This is a genomic window from Salinibacterium sp. VpJ6 (genome assembly GCF_059767345.1).
In genome coordinates this window covers 928,777-951,680 of record NZ_JBSOQL010000001.1, presented here as the reverse complement: position 1 = coordinate 951,680, position 22,904 = coordinate 928,777, and the positions used below count along the sequence as shown (strand labels likewise).

23 protein-coding genes and 1 tRNA gene are annotated in these 22,904 nt (G+C 59.6%); 11 read left to right on the top strand and 13 right to left on the bottom strand.

The annotated features are described in order from the left end of the window. The first annotated feature begins 32 nt into the window (after positions 1-32). The 3 genes from ACWTV1_RS04655 to groL all read left to right on the top strand — a co-directional run bounded on the left by ACWTV1_RS04655 (position 33) and on the right by groL (position 2,934). Entirely contained in the window at positions 33-329 is a 297-nt protein-coding gene (locus ACWTV1_RS04655; protein WP_498504314.1) for a DUF3263 domain-containing protein, read from the top strand. 3 nt (positions 330-332) lie between these two features. Then, the gene (locus tag ACWTV1_RS04650) at positions 333-929 is read left to right on the top strand and encodes a LytR C-terminal domain-containing protein (RefSeq protein ID WP_498504313.1); all 597 of its coding nucleotides are present in this window, start codon (positions 333-335) and stop codon (positions 927-929) included. 376 nt (positions 930-1,305) lie between these two features. Further along, a complete protein-coding gene (gene groL / locus ACWTV1_RS04645; protein ID WP_100388381.1) occupies positions 1,306-2,934 on the top strand; it encodes a chaperonin GroEL in 1,629 nt (542 codons plus the stop codon). Positions 2,935-3,080: 146 nt separating this feature from the next. Here the strand turns inward: groL and ACWTV1_RS04640 are convergent, their stop codons facing one another. The 9 genes from ACWTV1_RS04640 to ACWTV1_RS04600 form a co-directional block, all read right to left on the bottom strand. Further along, a complete protein-coding gene (locus ACWTV1_RS04640; protein ID WP_100388382.1) occupies positions 3,081-3,371 on the bottom strand; it encodes a WXG100 family type VII secretion target in 291 nt (96 codons plus the stop codon). Between the two features lie 39 nt (positions 3,372-3,410). Next, positions 3,411-5,132, bottom strand: coding sequence for a sensor histidine kinase (locus tag ACWTV1_RS04635; protein WP_498504312.1), 1,722 nt, complete (start codon positions 5,130-5,132; stop codon positions 3,411-3,413). Positions 5,133-5,223: 91 nt separating this feature from the next. After that, on the bottom strand, positions 5,224-5,916 hold the full coding sequence (locus ACWTV1_RS04630) for a response regulator transcription factor (protein WP_100388384.1): 693 nt from the start codon (positions 5,914-5,916) through the stop codon (positions 5,224-5,226). A gap of 130 nt (positions 5,917-6,046) precedes the next feature. Further along, positions 6,047-6,757 carry a hypothetical protein gene (locus ACWTV1_RS04625; RefSeq protein ID WP_498504311.1) on the bottom strand — a complete coding sequence of 237 codons (711 nt, stop codon included), beginning with the start codon at positions 6,755-6,757 and terminating at the stop codon, positions 6,047-6,049. Next, positions 6,754-7,692: an ABC transporter ATP-binding protein gene (locus tag ACWTV1_RS04620; protein WP_498504310.1), complete on the bottom strand. Its 939-nt coding sequence runs from the start codon at positions 7,690-7,692 to the stop codon at positions 6,754-6,756. The genes ACWTV1_RS04625 and ACWTV1_RS04620 overlap by 4 nt, the downstream gene beginning before the upstream one ends. After that, entirely contained in the window at positions 7,689-8,048 is a 360-nt protein-coding gene (locus tag ACWTV1_RS04615; protein WP_498504309.1) for a GntR family transcriptional regulator, read from the bottom strand. Before ACWTV1_RS04615 ends, ACWTV1_RS04620 begins: the two co-directional genes overlap by 4 nt. Positions 8,049-8,174: 126 nt before the next feature. Beyond that, positions 8,175-9,821, bottom strand: coding sequence for a DNA repair helicase XPB (locus ACWTV1_RS04610; protein ID WP_498504308.1), 1,647 nt, complete (start codon positions 9,819-9,821; stop codon positions 8,175-8,177). A 24-nt stretch (positions 9,822-9,845) separates the two neighbouring features. After that, entirely contained in the window at positions 9,846-11,702 is a 1,857-nt protein-coding gene (locus tag ACWTV1_RS04605) for a helicase-associated domain-containing protein (RefSeq protein ID WP_498504307.1), read from the bottom strand. Further along, complete coding sequence (locus tag ACWTV1_RS04600) at positions 11,689-11,955, bottom strand: hypothetical protein (RefSeq protein WP_229820318.1); 267 nt, start codon at positions 11,953-11,955, stop codon at positions 11,689-11,691. Before ACWTV1_RS04600 ends, ACWTV1_RS04605 begins: the two co-directional genes overlap by 14 nt. 64 nt (positions 11,956-12,019) lie before the next feature. On the opposite strand from ACWTV1_RS04600, the gene ACWTV1_RS04595 reads away from it, so the two are divergent. Both ACWTV1_RS04595 and ACWTV1_RS04590 read left to right on the top strand, forming a co-directional pair. Further along, on the top strand, positions 12,020-12,403 hold the full coding sequence (locus ACWTV1_RS04595; protein ID WP_100388389.1) for a cold-shock protein: 384 nt from the start codon (positions 12,020-12,022) through the stop codon (positions 12,401-12,403). Next, positions 12,396-13,073 (top strand): DUF3027 domain-containing protein, encoded by a 678-nt coding sequence (locus ACWTV1_RS04590; RefSeq protein WP_498504306.1) that lies wholly within the window; start codon positions 12,396-12,398, stop codon positions 13,071-13,073. Before ACWTV1_RS04595 ends, ACWTV1_RS04590 begins: the two co-directional genes overlap by 8 nt. On the opposite strand, the gene ACWTV1_RS04585 is transcribed toward ACWTV1_RS04590, so the two are convergent. Then, positions 13,070-13,315: a DUF2530 domain-containing protein gene (locus ACWTV1_RS04585; protein ID WP_100388391.1), complete on the bottom strand. Its 246-nt coding sequence runs from the start codon at positions 13,313-13,315 to the stop codon at positions 13,070-13,072. The genes ACWTV1_RS04590 and ACWTV1_RS04585 overlap by 4 nt on opposite strands. A 9-nt stretch (positions 13,316-13,324) precedes the next feature. Further along, the gene (serC, locus tag ACWTV1_RS04580) at positions 13,325-14,437 is read right to left on the bottom strand and encodes a phosphoserine transaminase (protein ID WP_498504305.1); all 1,113 of its coding nucleotides are present in this window, start codon (positions 14,435-14,437) and stop codon (positions 13,325-13,327) included. Between the two features lie 40 nt (positions 14,438-14,477). On the opposite strand from serC, the gene ACWTV1_RS04575 reads away from it, so the two are divergent. The 5 genes from ACWTV1_RS04575 to ACWTV1_RS04555 all read left to right on the top strand — a co-directional run bounded on the left by ACWTV1_RS04575 (position 14,478) and on the right by ACWTV1_RS04555 (position 17,716). Continuing rightward, a complete protein-coding gene (locus ACWTV1_RS04575; RefSeq protein WP_100388393.1) occupies positions 14,478-15,179 on the top strand; it encodes an iron-dependent transcriptional repressor DtxR in 702 nt (233 codons plus the stop codon). Positions 15,180-15,514: 335 nt separating this feature from the next. Further along, entirely contained in the window at positions 15,515-16,012 is a 498-nt protein-coding gene (locus ACWTV1_RS04570; RefSeq protein WP_100389264.1) for an HNH endonuclease, read from the top strand. 91 nt (positions 16,013-16,103) lie between these two features. Further along, positions 16,104-17,120 (top strand): CHAP domain-containing protein, encoded by a 1,017-nt coding sequence (locus ACWTV1_RS04565; RefSeq protein WP_498505026.1) that lies wholly within the window; start codon positions 16,104-16,106, stop codon positions 17,118-17,120. Positions 17,121-17,187: 67 nt separating this feature from the next. Then, positions 17,188-17,586: a hypothetical protein gene (locus tag ACWTV1_RS04560; RefSeq protein ID WP_498504304.1), complete on the top strand. Its 399-nt coding sequence runs from the start codon at positions 17,188-17,190 to the stop codon at positions 17,584-17,586. Positions 17,587-17,644: 58 nt separating this feature from the next. Then, positions 17,645-17,716 (top strand) — tRNA-Arg (locus ACWTV1_RS04555). Positions 17,717-17,982: 266 nt separating this feature from the next. Here the strand turns inward: ACWTV1_RS04555 and ACWTV1_RS04550 are convergent. Together ACWTV1_RS04550 and ACWTV1_RS04545 are read right to left on the bottom strand one after the other, a co-directional pair. Continuing rightward, on the bottom strand, positions 17,983-18,291 hold the full coding sequence (locus ACWTV1_RS04550; RefSeq protein WP_498504303.1) for a hypothetical protein: 309 nt from the start codon (positions 18,289-18,291) through the stop codon (positions 17,983-17,985). A 319-nt stretch (positions 18,292-18,610) separates the two neighbouring features. Continuing rightward, positions 18,611-20,578, bottom strand: a complete 1,968-nt coding sequence (locus tag ACWTV1_RS04545; RefSeq protein WP_498504302.1) for an ABC1 kinase family protein — start codon at positions 20,576-20,578, stop codon at positions 18,611-18,613. 178 nt (positions 20,579-20,756) lie between these two features. Between ACWTV1_RS04545 and ACWTV1_RS04540 the strand changes: the two genes are divergently transcribed. Further along, positions 20,757-22,898: an MMPL family transporter gene (locus ACWTV1_RS04540; protein ID WP_498504301.1), complete on the top strand. Its 2,142-nt coding sequence runs from the start codon at positions 20,757-20,759 to the stop codon at positions 22,896-22,898. Positions 22,899-22,904 lie beyond the last annotated feature (6 nt).

The window sequence follows — 22,904 nt, the reverse complement described above, 5'->3', positions numbered from 1 at the left end:
CCTAGGCTTACCTGCACAGGGGAGGTTCAGCCGTGTCAGAAAACGAAAGCGCATCGCACCCCGCTACAGGTCTGTCCGAACGCGACAAGAGCATCCTCGACTTTGAACGCGAATGGACCCGCCACGTCGGCGCAAAAGAAGAGGCCATTAGCTCCCAGTTTCGAGTCTCCAGTGCGCGCTATTATCAAATGCTCAACGCGGTAATCGACACCCCTGCAGCCGTCCGCTACGACCCCATGCTGGTCTCGCGACTGCGCCGCACTCGTGACAACCGCACCCGAACCGTGCGAACCACCACCAGCCTCCATGACGAAGAATTGACAGACTAAGCAATGGCGAGTTACCCGAAAGATCGATTCGACGAACTGCCCGACGACGTCGAGCGCATCGGAGCCCACCGCGGCCCCAAGCGCCGTGGTCGTGGCTGGATCGGCTTCGCCTGGGCGCTGCTCGCTACCGGCGTGCTCGTCTTCGGCGGTCTCTTCGCCCTGAGCCAATACCTCGATGACGACCTAGGCCTGCCGTTCTTCGCCACCCCAGAAGAACCCGTCGTCACACCCGAGCCGACGGCAACCGTCGAGCCTCTCACCGATCCGTCAACCCTCGATGCCGCCCGCGGCATCACCATTGACGTGCTCAATGGAACCCCCGAAAGTGGACTCCAAACCACCATCTTCGACGACCTCACCGCCGCAGGCTGGCCCACCGGCAGCGCCGCCCCCGCCTCCGCCCGGGACATCGAAGACACCTACATTTACTACAGCAACGAAGCCGACGAAGACGTAGCGGCGGGGCTCGCCATTGCCCTCGGTCGCGGAGAAATCCGCCTCGTCGAGGCTGATGTCTTCCCCGGCGCCGAAATCACCATCGTCATCGGCACCGACTACCTTGCGCCCGCAGCCGAAGCCACGGACGAGCCTACGGAATAACGCCCGCTCGCTCCGGACCACTCCGGACCGCGCCGGACCGCGCCGGTCCTGCTGTGCAAAACCGGGGCTGTTTTCGGAACCCTGCACCGCGCTGAAAGCCGCTACCCGCGCCCCGTGATCTAACGCACGCACGCCGCCCAAGCCCGCGCAGATCACGGCCGAGGAGCCCCCGAGTGCCCGCCCCGAATCACCGCACCGAACCACCGCAAGCGTGGCCCCCGTGAGTGCGCTGGGCTGTCTTGCACTCGCCCCTGTCGAGTGCGCTGGGCTGTCTTGCACTCGCCCCTGTCGAGTGCTAATTTTGACCTTGGCACTCGCACAGTTCGAGTGCCAACTTATTCGCTTGTACGACGTCCGGGAGGGACGAGAAACACACATGGCAAAGATCATTGCTTTCAACGAAGAGGCCCGTCGCGGCCTCGAGCGCGGCCTGAACACTCTCGCCGACGCCGTAAAGGTCACCCTCGGCCCACGTGGCCGCAACGTAGTTCTTGAAAAGAAGTGGGGCGCCCCCACCATCACGAACGACGGTGTGTCCATCGCCAAGGAGATCGAACTCGACGACCCGTTCGAGAAGATCGGTGCAGAACTCGTCAAAGAGGTAGCGAAGAAGACGGATGACGTAGCCGGAGACGGTACGACCACTTCTGTTGTTCTCGCTCAGGCTCTCGTTCGCGAAGGTCTTCGCAACGTTGCTGCCGGTGCAGACCCCATCAGCCTCAAGCGCGGTATCGAAAAGGCAACCAACTCGGTCATCGAGGCACTGGTTGCTAGCGCCAAGGAAATCGAGACCAAGGAAGAGATCGCTGCTACCGCATCCATCTCTGCTGGTGACCCCGAGATCGGCGCACTGATTGCCGAAGCTATCGACAAGGTCGGCAAGGAAGGTGTTGTCACCGTTGAGGAGTCGAACACGTTCGGCACCGAGCTGGAGCTCACCGAAGGTATGCGCTTCGACAAGGGCTTCCTGTCGGCATACTTCGTAACCGACCAAGAGCGTCAAGAAGCGGTCTTCGAAGACCCTTACGTTCTGATCGTCAACGGAAAGATCTCGAACATCAAGGATCTTCTCCCCATCGTCGACAAGGTAATCCAGAGCGGCAAGCAGCTCCTCATCATTGCCGAAGACGTTGACGGCGAAGCACTCGCAACGCTCGTTGTGAACAAGATCCGTGGCATCTTCAAGTCGGTAGCCGTCAAGGCTCCTGGCTTCGGAGACCGTCGCAAGGCTCAGCTCGCTGACATCGCCATCCTCACCGGTGGACAGGTCATCTCTGAAGAGGTCGGCCTCAAGCTCGAAAACGCAACTCTCGAACTCCTCGGTCGCGCCCGCAAGGTCGTTATCACCAAGGACGAGACCACGATCATCGAAGGTGCTGGTGAAGAAGAGGCGATCGCAGGTCGCGTCAAGCAGATCCGTGCCGAGATCGACAACACCGACAGCGACTACGACCGCGAGAAGCTCCAGGAGCGCCTCGCGAAGCTCGCCGGTGGAGTTGCAGTCATCAAGGCTGGAGCGGCAACCGAGGTTGAGCTCAAGGAGCGCAAGCACCGCATTGAGGACGCAGTCCGCAACGCAAAGGCTGCTGTTGAAGAAGGAATCGTCGCCGGTGGTGGCGTAGCCCTGATTCAGGCTGGCAAGATCGCTTTCGACAGCCAGGCAATGGCTGACCTCGTTGGTGACGAAGCAACCGGAGCGAACATCGTTCGTGTTGCTATCGACGCACCGCTCAAGCAGATCGCGCTCAACGCCGGTCTCGAGCCTGGTGTTGTTGCTGACAAGGTTCGCAACCTCACGGTTGGTCACGGCCTCAACGCAGCTACCGGCGAATACGTCGACATGCTCGCTGCGGGAATCAACGACCCGGTCAAGGTAACCCGCTCGGCGCTGCTCAACGCATCGTCGATCGCAGGTCTCTTCCTCACGACCGAAGCCGTTGTTGCTGACAAGCCTGAAAAGAACCCTGCACCGATGGGTGACCCGTCGGGTGGAATGGACTTCTAAGTCTCACCGCTTCACACAGCTGCATAGCTGAACACAGAATGGGCGTCTCCTTCGGGAGGCGCCCATTCTGGCGTTAATGTCGCGCTTGGCTGTCGGCTCGGTCGCCGAGACGCACCGGTACAGGCACCAGCGGTGAAGCTCTTGCGCTAGCGGGAGAAGAGGCGGGCGTTGGCCGCTTCAATTTCCGCGTACTGCTGCCCGGCCTGGCTGAGCGCCGTGTTGATCGCAGCGAGGTTCTCTTCAACCCGCTGCTGGGTGGCCTTCCAGTCGGTCACGACCGTGGAAAACGCGGTGGCCGCTTGCCCCGTCCACGACCCCTGCAGGTTCGTGAGCTGCCCATGAAGGCCAGCTACTTCGGCTTGGATGCGGCTGATGGAGTTCTGAACCGCTCCGGTGGCGCTGAGAACGGCTTCACTATCTACTTGGTATCGAGTCATAGCTCGACGGTAGATTCTGGCGAGAGCCCCGCCCGGTTACTACTTAGCTTCGGTGGCTTCTGCCGCGGCAGGCTTGCTGGGGAGGAGGGGAAGTTCAACCCGGAAGGTTGCGCCGCCACCGGGCGTCTCAAGGGCCTGCACGGTGCCCTTGTGGGCGCTGACGATGGCCGACACGATAGCGAGTCCCAGTCCACTGCCGCCAGTATCGCGGTTGCGTGAGCTGTCGGCACGCCAGAAGCGCTCGAAGACCTTGCTGCGAATCTGCTCCGGGATGCCCTCGCCGTGGTCAATGACAGAGAGCACAGCCATCTGGCGCTCATGGTCGACGCCCACGCCGATCTCGACAGGCGTGTCGGTGGTGAAACGAAGTGCGTTCGTCACGAGGTTGGTGAGCACCTGGCGAATCTTGTTTTCTTCGGCCATGACGACGGCGTTGAGGTCTTTCGGCACGGGAGCGATCGCCTGAGTGATGCGAGCGGCGGCCTTAGCGACGGCAGCAGACTTCTTCCGCGAGGCCAGTCGTGAGAGGCGAGCTCCGGCAGCGGCAATGGGGCCAGTGGCGAGAGCGGCGACGCCACGCGACGGGGTGCTGGGGGCCGGATCTGAGCTCTCGGGGAGCGTGATGACCTTAGTGTCGGTGTCTTCATCGTCGTTCAGGTGTGGCTTGACCACGGCATCCGAGTCGATGCGGGGGTTCGTGTTGATGACCGTGACGACGCGACCGGTGGAGGCCCGAGCATCCATCGCGGCATCGTTAGCGAGGGGAAGAAGATCAACTTCGGTCAACTGCAGAGGCTTGGTTTCGTCAATGCGAGCTAGCTCGAGGAGGTCTTCAACCAAACCACCCATGCGGATGGCTTCCTTCTCGATGCGTTCCATGGCCTGAGCGACGTCATCAGACTTCGTGATCGCGCCCATGCGGTAGAGCTCGGCGTAACCGCGCACGGTCACAAGAGGAGTGCGCAGTTCGTGGCTCGCGTCACCGACAAAGCGGCGCATCTGGTCGATGGTGCGGGCACGATCGGCAAAAGCTCGATCGATTCGACCCAGCATGGAGTTGAGGGAGCGGTTGAGGCGCCCCACTTCGGTATTGGGCGTTGCCACAGAAAGTCGTTGGTCGAAGTCACCCTCGGCGAAACGTGCCGCGGTGGCTTCCACTTCGCGCAGCGGTGCAAAGGTCGAAGTCACCAAAAGCCGGGTGAGCGCGCCGCCGACAATGACCACGGTCAAGCCGAAGAACAGGAAGATGGCGGCATAGCGCGCAACGATCGCGTTGGAATCGCCGAGGTCGCGCGCGATCACGATCGTGACGAAGTCAGGGCCGATCGTGCTGATTGCGGGGTAAGCGATGACGCGCCACTGGCCTCCGATGGAGGTGCTGGGCAGCGTGAACTCGCTTGTTTGGGAGCTGGCGACGGCAATCGTGATGCCATCAAGAACGGGGCGTGCGGCATCCTCTTCACGGCTGTTGCAGCGCATGCTGCCATCGTGGTTGAGAACGGCGAAGTACAGGTCGTTGGGCAGTCGAGAAACACTGCACTGCGGGTCTTTAGTGGTGCCCGTGTACTGGATGCGGCCGTCGAGATCGTCGGCGGCAGCACTGATCTTTTCGTCAGTTTGCTGCAGCAGGTAGTCCCGCAGCACGGCAGCGGTGCCCACGCCTGCGACGAGGAGCCCCATGGTCAGCAGAAGCACCGTCACTCCGGTGACCTTCGTGCGAAGCGAGATGCGGCTCCACGCGTCGGGGATGTTCTCCTGCATGATCTGAACGGTACCTTGCGTGGCTGGGAATCGGGAACAAATATGGCCAGCCCGACGCCCTAGTTGGTGTCGAGCTGGCCATCAGAGATGGTTACGGCTTAGCGGCCTTCAGCATGTAGCCGAAGCCACGCTTGGTCTGGATGATCGGCTCTTCGGTGTGCTGATCCAGCTTGCGGCGCAGGTAGGAGATATAGCTCTCTACGATGCCGGCGTCGCCGTTGAAGTCGTATTCCCAGACGTGGTCGAGGATCTGAGCCTTCGAGAGCACGCGGTTGGGGTTGAGCATGAGGTAGCGCAGCAGCTTGAACTCGGTGGGGCTGAGCTCGATCTGTTCGCTGCCGATCGACACTTCGTGAGTGTCCTGATCCATGGTGAGGTCGCCGGCGCGGATGATCGTCTCTTCGTCATCCTGCATGGTGCGGCGCAGAATCGCCTTGATGCGCGCCACGATCTCGTCGAGGCTAAAAGGCTTCGTGACGTAGTCATCGCCGCCGACGGTGAGACCCATGATCTTGTCTTCGGTGTCGTCCTTAGCCGTCAAGAACAGGATGGGGGAGGTGTAGCCCGAAGCGCGAAGGCGCTTGGTCACCCCGAAACCGTTCATGTCGGGCAACATCACGTCGAGGATGATCAGGTCGGGTTCTTCTTCAAGAACTGCCGAGATGGTCTGTGCCCCGCTTCCTACCGCACGCACCGCGAATCCTGCGAAGCGCAGGCTCGTGGTGAGCAGGTCGCGAATGTTGGGTTCGTCGTCAACAATCAGAATCTTGGGTCCGTCAGCCATGAACCAAGTATCTGCATGTTTCCTGAGTGCTGGCTGACAAGCGTAGGCGTGTCGCGAATCGTCAAGTTTTACAAACAACGTTGGCGGCAACAGTGTTGCTTTCGAGACGGAACGATCTCCTGCCGTTCACTTATCGCACGGTCGCGGTGCGCAGAAGCAGCCAACTGCCGATGGACGATGCTGCGATCGCTGCGAACGCGACGATCGCGAGCCACCAGAGCTCGAAGGCAGCCGCAATCTCAACAGCTGACGGTATAGCGATGATGAGCGCCACGATGATCAGGATCGCTACGCCAGTGCCTAAGAATATTGGTCCGCGTGATCCGAATCGGAGCCAGGCTGCTCCGAAGACCCCACCGATGGTGAGCAGAGAGAGCGTTGAGAGAAACACAATGGGCAGCAGGAGAGCGAAATTTCCCGCACCCAGAACATGGATGTCGAAGATATAGAAACCAACGAACCAATGATTGGTTGCAAGCTCAAGAGCGGTCAAGAGTGCAAACGCAACGGTCATGTATGCCGAGGTGACGACAGCCCACGCAAGCGTTCCGGCGACGAATGATCGGCGGGTTGAACCGAGAGTGAGGGCGAAGGGGAACGTTGTGGCAATGGATTGCACTCCCAGATAGACGAGGAATCCGGGTAACGCGTAGGCCATTCCGGGGTTATTTTGCGAACCCTGAATCCACCCTTCAGTGCCAGGAAGGCTACCCGATCGCCAGAATAGTAGCGAAATCAATATAGATACCAGCGCGACCATCGCGGTGATGTAGAGGGGGACAACAAATGTCATCTCGCGCTTATTGAGGTGGAGTTTTGTAGTCGACGCGACGTTACTCATGCTCGCTTAGCTTCTTTCTTTTCGACGGCGTTCCCGGTGTAGGCAAGGGCGTTCTCTCCCCCGAGGGCAGAAGCGAGTTCTTGCAGTGTCGGTTGGCCGATGTGAACTCCGCGCTCGGCGGCGTGTTCGCGCAGCGCTTCATTGACTTCACCAGCGGCCGTGGCTGCTGTCAGCGCCCCTATCGTGTGCGATTCCAGAACCGGATGGTTGACCAGCACAGCCTCGACAGCTCTCGTGGCGCCGCTCACGGTAAATGCGCGTGCAGTCGCATTGTCGGTCTCATCGTCTACCACGATGCGCCCTTTATTCATGATGAGGACTCTGTCGAATAAGGAAGCGGATTCGTCAATAAGGTGCGTGGAGAGCACAACGGTTCGAGGATGTTCACCGTAGTCACGGAGAAGCACACGGTGGAAAAGTGCTCGCGCTGCGACGTCTAGCCCGAGGTAGGGCTCATCAAGGAGGGTGATCGGTGCGCGAGAGGCGAGCCCGAGCACAATCGCGATCGAGGAGAGTTGGCCGCGAGAGAGTTTCTTTAGCGCAGTTTTGGCCGGGATCTGGAACGCGTCGACTAATTCTGCTGCGACATCCGCGTTCCAATGAGGGGCGAAATCTGGGGCGATCCGCAATACGTGGTGCAGGCGATAGTCGTCTGGATATCGCTGATTGTCCCGAACGTTGATTATGCGAGTCAACGTTGGTGCGTGTTCGAACGGTGCATGACCTAACACGGTGACGTGCCCCTGTGAGGGTCGGTCTTGTCCGGAGAGGATCGACATGATCGTGGTTTTGCCAGCACCGTTGCGCCCTAGCAGCCCCACGATGGAGTTCTGGGGCACGGAAAAGCTGACGTCGTGAAGGGCGGCCACTGATCCAAAATTTCGGGTGACCCCGTGGACCTCGATGGCAGGAGTGGAGAGTGAAGTGGTGTTCATGGGACATCTTTCTGTCTGATCATGTCGGCAAGTTCGTCTCGATCGATTCCGAGAAGTTGAGCTTCCTGGAGTAACGAGCTGAGGTGCTGATCGCGGAACGCTTTCTTGCGTTCCGCCCTCAATTGTTCGCGGGCGCCTGGCACCACGAACATTCCAATTCCGCGCTTCTTATAGAGCACTCCTCGATCGACGAGAAGGTTGATGCCCTTCGAGATCGTGATGGGGCTTATGTGGTAAAAAACCGCGTATTCGTTGGTTGACGGGACGATGCTCTCTTCAGCGAAGGTGCCGTTGATGATGTCCTCTTCAACCCGCTGGGCGAGTTGGAGAAATATGGGGCCAATTCCGGAGAGCATTTCACCACCTAGGTTCTATAGTTAACTATAGAACCTAGGTGGTGGCTGAAGGCTTGTCAACAGGCTCGCCAAAACACGCGCATGTTCGACCGTAAACAGCCGTCAACAGGCGCGTTGGCACGTGACCTAAGTTAGATCTGCGGCATCCAGAATCGTGTAGCTGTAGCCCTGCTCAGCCAAGAAACGCTGACGGTTTTGCGCGAAATCTTGATCAACGGTGTCTCGTGCAACCAACGTATAGAAGTTGGCGGGGAGACCGCTCTCCTTGGGGCGCAGCAACCGACCGAGGCGCTGGGCTTCCTCTTGACGTGAACCAAACGAGCCGCTGACCTGGATGGCGACGGTCGCCTCAGGCAGATCGATCGAGAAATTCGCGACCTTCGAAACCACCAGAACCTTGGTGATTCCTTCGCGGAACTCTTGGTAGAGGCGTTCGCGCTCGGCAACGGGCGTGGAACCGGTGAGCTGGGGCGCGTTCAACTGAGTAGCGAGGGTGTCGATCTGATCAAGGTATTGGCCGATCACGAGAATGCGTTCGCCCTCGTGCTTCTTCACGAGCGCGCGCACCACATCGATCTTGGCGGGCGCGGCAGCCGCGAGTCGGAACCGTTCGTCGTCAGCCGAGGCTGCGTATTCGAGACGGTCGCTTTCAGGCAGGTCGACGCGAACTTCGTAGCAGCTCGCGGGGGAGATAAAGCCTTGAGCCTCAATCTCTTTCCACGGCGCATCGAAGCGCTTCGGGCCGATGAGGGAGAACACGTCACCCTCGCGACCGTCTTCGCGTACAAGAGTCGCGGTCAAGCCGAGGCGGCGACGCGCTTGCAAGTCGGCGGTGAGTTTGAAGACAGGGGCGGGCAGCAAGTGAACCTCGTCATAAACGACAAGACCCCAGTCGAGAGCATCCAGCAAAGCGAGGTGAGCGTATTCGCCCTTTCGCTTGGCCGTAAGGATTTGGTAGGTCGCGATCGTGACCGGCAAGATCTCCTTGGTCTGCCCCGAATACTCACCGACCTCCTCTTCAGTGAGGGTGGTGCGCTTCAGGATCTCGGCACGCCACTGGCGAGCCGACACAGTGTTCGTGACCAAGATCAGCGTCGTGGTCTTGCTTTGAGCCATAGCGCCCAGACCCACAAGGGTCTTTCCGGCACCACAGGGCAGAACGACTACGCCTGAACCGTGCTCGAAGAAGTTGTCGATGGCGTGCTGTTGGTATTCGCGCAGGCCCCAGCCCGCGGCATCCAGAGCAATCTCATGGGGCGTGCCGGGGGTGTAGCCGGCGTTGTCTTCAGCGGGCCAGCCGAGCTTGAGCAGCTCTTGCTTCAACTGGCCACGGGCCCACGCCTGCACCACAAAAGTGTGATCGCCGCGGCGTTCGAACAAGAGGCTCGCGACCTTCTTGGCGCGCGTAATCTCACGCAGCACGGCCGGGTCGGTAGCGGTCAGAGTGAGGGCACCATCGTCGTCGCGGTCGATGACGAGGCGACCATAGCGGCCAACCGTCTCGGCGATGTCGACGCTAACGCTCTGCGGAATCGGAAACTTTGAGTACTTTTCGAGCGTCTCCAGCATCGCCGGAGCATCGTGCCCAGCCGCGCGCGCATTCCACAGCCCCAGACGCGTGATGCGGTAGGTGTGAATGTGCTCGGGGGCACGCTCAAGCTCAGCGAACACCGCCAAGTCATGGCGAGCGTCTTCCGCCAAAGGGTGGGCGACCTCCAGCAGAACCGTGCGGTCAGACTGCACGATCAGGGGTCCGTCGGGTGCTGCGTTCATCCGACCAACCTTACGCGCGGTTGCTTAGCGTTCGGTGGTCGCTTCCACCGAAACGATGCTCTTGAGCGGCAGCGTTCGCTCGATGTCGGCCGCACGGTCGAGCCCGCGCATCCGGCCAGCAGCAACACTCGACGGTTCGAGCGTGTATTCGACCTCGCGGTCATCCGGCATTCTGACGGTCACTCGAAGCAATAGCTTGTTGCGGATGGCGACCTCAATTTGCCGTGACAGCCAGGCTTGGTCTTCGTCGCCGGTTGCCCCACCTTGGCCGTTGCGCAGTTTGGCGAGCAACTTTTCAGGGGCGGAGTCGTGTGCCTCGTCGGGCGTGGCGGTGCTCACTTGGTCGCGGCGCAGCGACAGAATTTGCCCGTCAGCGTCTTCGGCCGCTACAGGGTAGCGGGCATCGCTGAGCGCCCAAAACAGCTGCTCGACGCCGAAACGCGAGACGAGCTGCGCGCCTTCTTTGCGCAAACCGAAGGGCCCGAAATTGGGGTCAACGGCGATCGACTGCAGGGTGACGGGGTCGGGCGACGACAGATAGCTTCCGCTGGCGCCATGCGGGCCGACGCGCACCAAGCCGTGGCGAGCTGCGGCTTCGCTGAGCAAATACTCCACCGGCTGCGGAACACCCGTTAGCGAGATTTCGGCCAAGAAGTTGCGCATGCCCTCGAGCGTTTCGCCGAGCGTCATCGCGTGATGCAGGCTCGAGCGGGAGATGCGATAGGTGGATGCCAGAGCGCGCGTCTCCACATCGGCGATCACGCGCAGCCGGGCATCCAGTTGCGGAGCCAAAGGACCGGGCGAGATCACGGTGAGGTCGGGCTGAACGTAGACCTGATGTACTTCGCGCGGAAAGAGCTCCGCCATCACCGCTGCAGCCTCGGCAGGCGTGCGGGTGAGTAGTGCGATTCCCGCGCTGCTCGGCAACTGCTCAGCAGTGACTCCCAAGAGGTGGGCGTCGCGGGCGTAGCGGCGAAGCCGTTCGAGCATCGCGTCGACTCCGGCGGGGAACAGCCAGCGCACGTAGTCTTCGACTCCGCTGCCCCAGAAGCTCTGCACGCGGTCAGCGAGGATCATGCGGATGTTGTCGGGCACGCCCTGGTGCCAAGCCTCTGCCAGGTACACCCAGCGTTCAGCCGCGCCGAGGGACATCCACTCGGTGGCGTCGGCGGTGGGCATCCATTGCGCATTGGTGGTGGCGATGAGGCCAGCACGTTCGGCAATGTCGACCAGGCCGGCGATCTTCTCGAGAGGAACGGACATGGCTACTGCCAAGCGCTTGGAATCAGGAAGCGAGACGCCGCCGCGGGCCAAATCGCGCACAGGACTCGACCGAAGCTGGTTGATGAGCTCGGTCACCTCGTTGGTGGTGGCGAAAGCGTTCTCCGCCGCAATGCTGTCGGTGCTGTCGCGCTGCGAGGGTTCAACCGAGGTCAGCGTTGATGGCGGTGGGGTCTCTAGCAATTCGCCCGTGGTGGGAAGGTCATCGAAGGGCCAGCCTGCGAGATGATCAGTAACGCCGTCAGGGGCGCTGTACCGGCCACCGCGGTGGATAAGCAGCGCGAGGCTCACGAGGCGGTCTAAGCGTCGCTGAACGGCGACCTCATCTGCACCGAAGTGTCCGAGGGCGGCGGCGACCTCAGAGGCGGAGAGCGACGTCGTGTCGGCAACAACCGCGAGCGTGGCCAGGGTGGGACGGTCGAGCTTGCTCAAGACCCGTTCGACCGACGTGGGCTGCTGCAGGGCATCCGCGAGGTCAAAGAAGTCGCTGACAGAGTTGGCACGCACAACGCGCGAGCGCAACAACTCGAGAAGGTGGCTGTCGTTTAGTGCGCGCAATTGTGCGGCGAGCAGCAGAGCGGCATCGCTAATTGTGGCCATTCCTGTACTCACGTTGGCGGCGGCGCCCGTTCAGCACCACGAGGGTGATGATGAACACCACGCCCAAAGGCAAGGCAAATTGAGGCATAGTTATCACAGCGGGCCATACACCGTTATCGAATTCGGTTTGGCCCAGTGCAGTAGCTACGACTACGGCAACAAAGCTAAGCACGGCGAGTGCGATCGAGAAGGCGACGAGGTAGGCGAGCACACGCTCGATACGAAGGTCGCGTTCAGTTGAGTGATTTGTCACGTAGACAAGGATACGCGCCCGTTTACGTTCTAAGCTTGAGTCACGATTACAAAGGAGCATGCCCATGCCTACCGGCAAGGTTAAGTTTTACGACGACGAGAAGGGTTTTGGCTTCATCATGAGTGATGAAGGCCAAGAGGTTTTCTTGCACGCCTCAGCGCTGCCCGCGGGCACGACTGGGGTCAAGGCGGGTACTCGCCTTGAGTTCGGTATCGCTGACGGAAAGAAGGGCGCTCAGGCGCTCTCTGTTCGAGTCATGGATGCTCCTGCGAGCATGACAAAGATCAACCGCAAGCCCGCCGATGACATGGCCGTGATCATTGAAGATCTCGTCAAGCTCATGGACGGCATTGGTTCCGGCCTCAAGCGGGGGCGTTACCCCGACAAGGCGCACGGCGCCAAAATTGCCTCAATGCTGCGAAAGGTAGCGGACGAACTCGATGCCTAATAGCCAGTACGAAAAGCTCGCTCGGGGAGCACTCCTCGAGATCACCACCGACGCATCGATTGGCGCGCTCGTTGGTGAGCAGGTCGAGAGTGACGGCATCGTTTCGGTGCTGTTCGCATCGGCTTTGCCGGGCTATCCGGGCTGGAATTGGACAGTGAGCGTCGCCCACGTCGAAGGCGAAGAGCCGACGGTTCTCGAAGCGGAACTTATGCCGGCCGAAGGCGCACTGCTGTCGCCCGACTGGGTGCCGTGGTCAGAACGTCTCGCCGAATACAAGGCTGCTCAGGCAGCCACTGAAGCAGCGGATGCCGAAAAGGCCGCCGCCGACGAAGCTTCAGACGGCGACGAAGACGACGACCTCGAAGACGACGACGATGAGGATGACGATGCGTTTGGCTCTGCCGTTCTGCACGGCGGAGATCTCGACGGCGTAGACATCGACGCATCCGACGATGAGTCTGACGACGAGTCTGACGACGACGACGACGATGATGACGACGACATTGATGAAGACGAAGATGACGACGACGATGATGACGACCTCGACGGCGACTCCGACTCCGACGACGACGATGAATCAGACGACGACTACGACACCGGTGCCTTCCGTGGTGGCGACCACGAAGGTGTGAGCGTCGACGACCTCGACGAGTCAGACGAAGACGACTAGCGAGACTGCTTTCCGCGCCTCACGTGCGTGTACAGCAGCCCGATAAGACCGAGAACCAGCCCGGCAACAGCCGTCCACAACCACCAGAGGTTGCCGGCCTCGTTGAGCGGCTCGATAAAGAGCAGCAACAGCGCGAGGCCGAGCACCCACAACGCCATTCCGACGAGCATCGCCTTGCGGTCGTCGGTCTGCACCGGCTCAGGGTCGGGCCGGCGCTCTGAGTCTTTCAACCAGATACGCACGGTTTCAGATTAGTGGCTGTTGGCGATCACGTAGTCGATCGATGAGACCAACTTGCGTACGTCATCCGGTTCGATCGCAACGAAGGCGGCCACGCGTAGCTGGTTGCGGCCGAGCTTGCGGTACGGGTCGGTGTCGACGACTCCGTTGGCCCGCAACGTCTTAGCGATTGCGGAGGCGTCGATGGCGTCGTCGAAGTCGACCGTGACAACAACCTGCGAGCGGTGCTCCGGGTTGGTGACGAACGGTGTCGCGACGTCGCTGGCGGCAGACCAGTCGTAGAGCACCGACGACGATTCGCGTGTGCGAGCATCCGCCCAAGCGAGCCCGCCATTGCCGTTGATCCAGTCGATCTGGTTCTCAAGCAGCAGCAGCGTGCTGAGCGCGGGAGTGTTGAGGGTCTGGTTGAGGCGCGAGTTATCGATTGCGTTCTTGAGCGACAGGAACTCGGGAATGTAGCGGCCCGACGCGGCGATGCGCTCGACGCGCTCGATGGCGGCGGGGGAGAAGAGGGCGAACCAGAGGCCACCGTCTGACGCGAAGTTCTTTTGCGGGGCGAAGTAGTAGACGTCGGCCTGGTTGGCATCGAACTGGATGCCGCCGGCTGCGCTCGTCGCGTCAACCACCGTCAGAACGTTCGGGTCGTCGAAGCGGCGAACCGGAGCCATCACGCCGGTGGAAGTCTCGTTGTGTGGGTACGCGAACACGTCGGCACCGTTGAGGTCGTCGAGTTCAGCGAACGACCCGCCCGGGGCGGAAACTACGTGAGGTGATTCGAGGTGAGGTGCTGCGGCCGCTTTCGCGAACTTAGAACCGAACTCTCCGAAGGAAAGGTGGGCGCTGCGGCGCTCGATCAGGGCGAAGGCTGCGGCATCCCAGAACGCGGTTGAACCGCCATTTCCCATGACGACTTCATAGCCCTCGGGGATCTGGAAAAGCTCGCCGAGACCTGTACGTACGCGGCCCACGAGGTCGCGAACGGGTGCCTGACGGTGAGACGTGCCGAGGATGGTGCGCGAGGCGGACACCAAGTGTTCGACCTGTTCGGGGCGCACTTTGGAGGGCCCGCATCCGAATCGTCCGTCGGCGGGAAGGAGGTCGCTGGGAATCGTCAGGCTAGCCATGCGTCCGATTCTATTGGCCAGTACGGGCTAGTCTTGTTTCATGACCGATCTCGTTGACACCACCGAGATGTACCTGCGCACGATTCTTGACCTCGAAGAAGAGAACATCGTGCCCCTGCGGGCTCGCATCTCCGAACGTCTCGGCCACTCTGGGCCGACCGTTTCGCAAACTATCGGCCGCATGGAACGTGACGGCCTTGTCGTCGTTGAAGGCGACCGCCACCTCGAATTTACTGAGGAGGGTCGCCGCCGTGCCACGCAAGTGATGCGCAAACACCGCCTCGCCGAGCGACTGCTCGCTGACGTTATTGGCCTCGACTGGGCGCTCGTTCACGACGAAGCCTGCCGCTGGGAACACGTCATGAGCGAGCAGGTAGAGCGCAAGCTCATCGAAATGCTCGATCACCCCACCGAGTCGCCCTACGGCAACCCGATCCCGGGACTCGAAGAGTTGGGTGGCACCGCTGCTCCCTCGTTCAGCGCGGGAATGGTGAACATTGTCGACCTCGTGGCGAACACCTCGGCTCCCGTCGTTGGCCTCATCCGCCGATTGGGCGAGCCCGTACAGTTCGAACCCGAACTGTTGCAGCAGCTCTTCAGCGCTGGTGTAATGCCCGGCAAAACGGCAACGTTCGCTGCCGCAGACTCCTATGTAGCCGTCACCGTTGAAGGTTTCGGCGAAGGTCTCGAACTGCCCAACGAGGTAGCCGTGCACATTTTCGTCGAGAAGCCCACGGCGTAGTTCTCTGAATTCTCTGTTCACCGAGGCGTAACCGTCTCGTCATTCGATTCGGCGCGCCCGCGCGCGGTCTGCCCCGAAAATTGGGTTAGCCTGTAGCCCTTGGAGTTCACGAATGAACCGGAGAATCGCATGTTGGGTAGGTGCAGCATCCAAACCGTGGATGCGCGTGCCCACTTCGACATACGACACAGCAGTACTGTGCGCGGCAGTTTTCGCGCGCTGAATCACTAGGCATCGTCTTACGACGGTGCCTTTTTGTTTTATGCCTCCCATTCGCTGAGCCTCAGGGAAGTCGATTGCCTGCAAGCCGTGCAGGCGCTTTCGAGAGGATGACAATGCGCACTTTGGTCCTGAACGCCGGCTACGAGCCGCTCGCGGTCGTGTCTTTCAAGCGAGCGATTGTGCTCGTAATGAATCAGAAAGCGACGATTGTCGCGGCCGATTCGGAACATCCCGTCTGGGGTTCCACCGGATCGTGGGAGAGACCGTCGGTCATCATCCTGCGAAATTACGTGCGTATTCCGTCGACGAGACGGTTGCCGGTTTCTCGCCGTGGAGTTCTCCGTCGCGACGGTCACCGCTGCGGGTATTGCGGTGGTTCCGCGAACACGATTGACCACGTCATGCCGCGTTCGCGCGGGGGCGAGGATTCGTGGGAAAACCTGGTGGCGTGCTGCCTTCGCTGCAACAACATCAAGAGCAATCGCACCCCCGCCGAGATGAAGTGGCGACTGCTGATTAAGCCCCGCCCGCCGCACACGAGCGCGTGGCTTGTGAGGGGCATTGAAAGGGCGCTCCCAGATTGGGAAGAGTATTTGGCTCCGGCCGCGTAACTGTTATGCTGTTGTGATTATTCCCGTCGTTCGAGGTTTGCCCTAGCTCTGCTTCGAATGAGCCCCGTTTTAAGGTTCCCGATTGTCACGTATGTCGTCTGGTAGCACGGATGATTTTGGTGCGCCCTCGGTAGAGCCCGCCACGGACGCTCCGGTTTATCTCTCGCGCCGCGAAGCGCGCGCAGCCCGCGAGGCTGCCGCTGCGGGCAAGACCGTTACTGTGGCCGCTCCCGCTGTGGTGCCCGAAGTTGTTGTGACCTCCGAGATCGCTGTTCCGCAGATTCCGACTGCGCCAGCGGCTGTGGCTCACGAGGCTGCCCCTGTTTTGTACGTGCCCACGGCATCCGCGAGCAGTGCGTCGCCGCGCGCTCGCACAGCTCCGAAAGCTAAGGCCAAGCGCGTTCGCAAGAGCCCGCTGCGTGCTGTTGCCTCGATGGCTGTCATCGGCGGCCTTTTCGCCGTCGCTGGCCTGCCGGCGTATAGCGCGACCGGGCTGATTTCCGACGAGGGAATGATGGTCTCAGCGGCGTCGGTTTCGGATGCCGCGCCGGCAAGCGTGCAGTCCGTGACAGTGAGTTCAGAGCTCGCCCTTCCCGAGCTCGAGCGCGATCAGTTCTCCGCAACCTCTCCCGAAGATTTGGAGCAAATCCGCCAGCAGGCAGCAGTTGCTTCGGCAAACGCGCTGTATGCCGCATCGGGTGCACAGGCTCTGGGCGATGACTACCCGTGGCCGACCGCCGGTGACACGCTGTCGCCCCTCAACTATTACTACCGCCAGTGCACCGACTTCGTGGCATGGCGCCTGAACCGTGATGTTGGTTCGTTTTCCGCACCTTTCCGTTGGGCTTGGGCCGACCTAACTCCTAACGGCGGCGACGCTTACCAGTGGAAGTCGGCTTGGGAGGCGCACGGCTGGACCGTGAGCGCCACTCCCGTAGTCGGTTCGGTTGCATGGTTCGGTTGGGACAACCACGTTTCGTACGTGAAGCAAGTCAATGCCGACGGCTCGGTACTGATCGAGGAATACAACTACGTTTATCGCGCGTACGGTCAGCGCACGCTGCAAGCTAGCGAAGTTGAAGCGTTCCTCTACCCGCCAGGACAGTAGCTGTTCGGTTCGACAGCGCGCCTTCGGGCGTGACATCAGCGAGATCAACTTCGTGGAGTAATCCAGCATGACCGGCGACGAGCTCATCACTACTTTCGAAGACGACACGATTGCGCCTGCCGCGTTCTCCCATGAACGACACGTGCGTGTGGCGTCGCTGCTGGCACGCAAATACGGTGAGGCCGATGGCTCCGCGCGTCTCGTCGTCGGTATCACAAGTATGGCGGTGCGCGCCGGCAAGCCAGATGCTTTTCACCTGACGATGACCCGCGCGTGGTTTGATCTCATTGCGCTCGTTGACGATGTGGATGCCGCGCCAGAGCTGCTCGATAAGTCGATCATCAAGCGCTTCTACTCGCCCGAGCGCATCGCTGCGGGCCGCACGCAATGGCTCGAGCCTGACCTGAACCCCCTGCAGTTTCCGCTTCCGGCGGCTGCTGAGGTTGCGGCTGCGCCGACCTCTTAGCGTGCCGGCGATCGGCTGAGGGTGCTCAGCGCGGGTCTCGACTACACTCGAACCGCTGGCCTCTGTAGCTCAACGGAAGAGCAACTCCGTCCTAAGGAGCAGGTTGGGGGTTCGAATCCCTCCAGGGGCACTTTGTGAAAGTGCTGGTCAGAGCCGTTATTTACCCGCACCCTCGCGGTTTGCGAGTCGTGTTTGCCCACAATTGAACAGGATCGGCCCTAATCTTGGCAGTTTTGCCCATGGTTTGCCCACATTAGGCACAAGGCCTTAGGTCATGACGGATGGTGTTTTAATTGCATTCAGATCGGTGGGGCTGTTCATGTGAACTCGATCCCAGTAGTGGTATTTCGCAAGTCCGCGCTTTCTTCGGTGCGCTGATGAGCTTCTGAGGATTGCTTATAAACGAAAGACGTTGTGGGCCAGATCCTCGATTCTCACGGTGGAGACGGGCTGCAAGGTCATGGCAGTGACTACGGGGTCTACATCGTTGAGTTCCACTAGGGCGAGAAAAGCGCGCGCATCTTTCTGGCGATTCTCCGAGAAGCGTCGGGTGAGCAGCGCTGCTATCGCTGTATCGACTTGTTCTTCAAAATGCAGCAGTGTCCACTTCTCAAATGAGAGTGTGTTGGAGCGCTCGGCAGGTGCTTTCGCTTTGAGGAGCAGCCTTCGCCCTTGGCAAGCATTGCTGGGCGAGAGGTTGCGCATTGATCGCTGAAGTTCGTGGCGGCTTTGTTTCGAGGGCTTGGCTGAGCCGGTCCACGAGCGCGCGAACTGAACCGAGCGCCTTAACACCGGCGAAAGGCACAACGCCGATCTCGCGGGCTGACACCGATCGAATACAAGATCGTACGAAAACGAGTGTCACATTGGCGATCGAAGGAGTTGAGTCAATCGGATTTTTATTTGCAATTGAGCTTGTCATGAAGCCGAATCTAAGCCAAAGAGATGGCGTGGGTTTTTGACGAGGTGGTTCTACCCAAAATTAGTGCTTACGCTCCTTCAGCTTTGTTAGGACCGAGCGACGTTAGTTTCGACGCTGGATCCGGAACACATCGAAGAGAACCCGGAGAGTGAGGAGCCCTGACAGGACGACGAGCAAGTAGCCAAATATCTGAAAGAGAGTCAGAGTGGGGGTAACTTGGGGCCCACCGTCGCTGATGAGAAGCATCGCCGCCATGATTCCGAAGGCAGCCGCGAGTACGGTAACGGCGATCGTGTTGACGAGCCCCTGAATCAGTGAGCGGTCCCGCTTGTCAGCGAAAAGTCGGATATTGAGGCTGAGGCGGCCATCAACTAGTGCACCAGTGAGTCGGTCTATTCGTTGAGGCAGCCGGCGAATAAGGGGCAGAATTGATGCAATCTCGTCACTCATTGACGTGAAGGCTGCTTTAGGCTCGAAACCGTGAGCGATTCTCTCAGATGCATAGCTGCTCGCTGCGGTGAGCATATCGAAGTTCGGGCTGAGATGGCGCAAGGTCCCTTCGAGGGTTGCTACCGCGCGGAACGCGCTTGCTAGCTCAGCGGGTACCGCAATGCGGTTCTCGGTAAGCATCCGAACCATTTCGGTAAAGACGGTGACATCGATCGATGCTCCGGGTCCGAGTTTGGTGGCAACGAATACGCCAAGCTGTCGGCGAAGTGCAGTCTCGTCGATTTCATCCGGAAGTTCTACAAATGCGAGGAGAGCATCGGTAAAAGCGCCAGCGTCACCGCGATAGAAAGCGAGCAGTACTTCTCCGATCTGCGTTCGAAGTTGTGAGTCAAGCCGGCCTACAGAACCAAAATCGAGTAAGACAATTTCCCCATCGTTGCGCAGAATTATGTTGCCGGGATGCAGGTCGGCGTGGAAAACACCATCATCGATAATTTGCGTGAGGGTAGACCTAAGCAGCCGTATCGCTTGCTCGTTACGTTCCGCTGCGGGATGGGATTCGAGAGCCCTTGGGGCACTAAGTGTGTCTCCCTCAATCAACTCAAGCACCAGCACTTTGCTAGTAGAAAGGTGGGGGTAATGCTCGGGGATGCCGACACGGTTCTCGCGTGAGTGTTTTGCTTGTGTGAAAGCCATAGCGGCCATGTTGGAGGCTTCGATTCGATAATCGAGTTCGTCCCTCAGCCCGGCAGCAAAGCTCGCAGCGAGCCCGCTCACGCCAAGATCTTTACCCCAACTGGTCGTGCGCTCTAGTTGAGTCGCCAACCGGAGCGTGATGTCCAAGTCTCGCTCAACGCGTGAAATGATCCCGGGTCGTTGGACTTTAACAGCGACAGTTTGACCTGTCGTTAGAGTAGCTCGGTGTACCTGTCCGATGGAAGCCGCAGCGATCGGCACCTCGTCAAATTCTGTGAAGAACGTGTCAAGCGATCCGCCGAGTTCTGCTTCGATCAACGAACGAATCTCGCTCCAGTTTGCGGCGGGAACTCGTTGCTGTAGAAGTGCAAGTTCTCCAAGAAACTCCGCTGGGATTATGTCGGATCGTGTGGAAAGAACCTGTCCTAGTTTCACGAACGCGCCACCGGCATCCTCCAGAGCTCCTCGGAGAGCTCGTGCTTGTTTGGTGCGCTCGGCGCTGCCGGCGATGGTCGGTTCCATATTCAGTCTGAAAGGAATGAGGCGGTTCTTGAGCGCAATCCGAGAGATTTCGGCGTAGCGGCGACCGCGGGCGGAGCGGGCTTTCAGCGAAGGTAGCCACTGATCAGGGCGGGGGATCGAACCGGCCGGCACAAGTAGTTCTGCAATGACCAAAAACGCGATCGCGACGAAGAATACGATTCCGACTTGCACAGGTAGTAACGCTGGGGTGTATTCCTTAAGGTTCCAGACGAACTGGGACTCAAAGCCAACTTCGGCTCCCAGACCCATGATTCCTGCGAGAACCAGCCGCCCGAGTCCGATTCGGACCGCCAGAATTCGACTCGCGAAGTTCGAGAGGATGAACATAAATACGACGGTGACCAGCGACAGTAGGAGGATGCTCCACAGTATGTTGTCCATCCGGTTTACCGTATTTCGTCTCATTGTGAAGAAGTTTCCACTGTCGTCAACGCTACTGCTGGTAAACCGGGATTGTTTGCAGTAGCGCCCCAATTCGATCCAGATCGAACTTTCGATTGATTGCAGGTTCAAACTGTCGCGCGATTCGGAGCCACCTCGATTTTGATCGACTGTCGATATGCCTCCTATTTCTTCGTTTTCATTCTCGTCACGGCTGACGTCGCGCCGTGGTGCATGGGTCTCGATCGCCCTTGCTCTTCTCGCTTTCGTGGCCCTATTTGGCCTGTTTGGTCGCGCCGAAGCGCCCGTCGGTAATGATGCTGCTCCTTCCTCTGCAGAGTCTTCACAGGTTCAAGAGCTGTTGGAACAGTTTCCAGGGAATTCAGAACAGGCCGTCTTAGCAGTGGTGACTAAGGATGACGGAAAGGCGCTTACTGACGCTGACGTCTCTTCCATTGCAGACCTTGCACCAGTTATTAGCTCTCAGACTGAACACGACGCAACTCCACCTTTTGTGAGCGATGACGGTAAAGCTGCGTTGATCCAATCGCCGCTCACCGTGGGTGACGACACGGCAGAGAATGCACAGCAGATAAAAGACTTGCGTGCGGCAATCGCCGGAAAGTCCCTTCCAGGGTTGACTGTTCTCGTCACCGGTGGCCCCGCCTTCGGTGCCGACATCACCTCCGCATTCGATGGAGCAAACATAACGCTGCTGCTCGTGACGATCGGTATCGTCGCTTTGCTGCTTATCCTGACTTACCGCTCGCCAGTGCTGTGGCTTATCCCGTTGACGGTGGTCGCGGTTTCCGATCAGATTGCTGGCAAAGTGACTTCAGCCGTGGGAACGGCATTGGAGCTGCAGTTCGATACCGGAATCATCAGTGTTTTGGTGTTCGGTGCCGGAACTAACTACGCTTTGTTGCTGATTTCTCGCTATCGAGAGCAGCTGCTCATGACCGAAAACCACCGCGAAGCTCTCGCGATAGCGTGGCGTAAAACTGCGCCAGCAGTACTCGCCTCCAATGCCACAGTTGTTCTCGCGCTTCTTACGCTCGTATTCGCCGTCATTCCGGGAACGCGAGGGCTGGGGATCGCCTCCGCCGTCGGGCTTCTTATTGCTTTGGCCGCGGTCTTGCTCGTTCTGCCTCCCATCTTGGCGGTCTGTGGTCGTGGCGTCTTCTGGCCTTTCGTTCCTCGCCCTGGCCAAAACAAGGAGTACGGCAAAGTTTGGGGCACGGTAGCTCAGAAAGTAGTGCGTCGTCCAGTAGTCTCCGCTGTTGCCGGGTTCGCTCTTCTCGGAATCATGGCCGCAGGGTTGGTAGGCACAACGATCGGCTTGACTCAGGTCGAGAAGTTTCGTGTCGCGTCTGAATCCGCAAGCGGATTAACTACGCTCAGTGAGCATTTCCCCGCCGGGGAAGCGCAACCGATTTTTATCACTACTCGAACTGATCGGGCGAGCGAGGTTACCGCCGCAGCCGAAGACGTGTTGGGTGTTGTTCGGGTAAATAGCATCGGCAAAACCACGATCGACGGTGACCAGCTGACCAAACTTATGGTCACGGGAAAGCCGGTTCCGGGTACAGAAGCCAGCCTTCAGCTAGTGGCCGAGCTTCGAACCACAGTGCACCAAGTCGATGGAGCCGATGCTCAAGTTGGTGGAGCGGTTGCAACCGATGTGGATGCCCGTGCTGGCGCTCAACGTGATTTGCTTCTCATTGCGCCTCTCGTACTTGCTGTCAGCTTTATCGTCTTAATGCTTCTCTTGCGTTCACTGGTCGCACCTGTCATTCTGCTTGCGATTAACCTTGTGAGCGCCGTGGCAGCGATCGGGGCGGGAGCCTGGCTAAGTCGGATCCTGTTCGACCAGCCGTCGCTCGATCTGCAAGTGCCGATCCTCGCTTTCCTTTTCCTTGTCGCGCTCGGTATCGACTACACAATATTTCTCGTGCACCGAGCAAAACACGAAGCAGTCGAACACGGAACTAAGCAGGGTATGGCGCGCGCTGTCGCATCGACGGGTGGCGTTATCACCAGCGCTGGTATCGTCCTCGCTGCAGTCTTCTCGGCTCTCGGCGTGCTCCCGCTGGTCACACTTGGTCAATTGGGGCTGATTGTTGGGCTCGGAGTGATTGTCGATACTCTCGTGGTTCGCACCATCATTGTGCCGGCAATGTTCAGCATTCTCGGCGATCGAATCTGGTGGCCTCGGAAATCTCCACGCTCATCAAGAGCGCAGAGTCATCGCGGCTCAGAAGAGTCGCTACACAGCGACACGGATATGACTGTCGCAACTAGATCATCGATGCGAAGCTGACGGTGA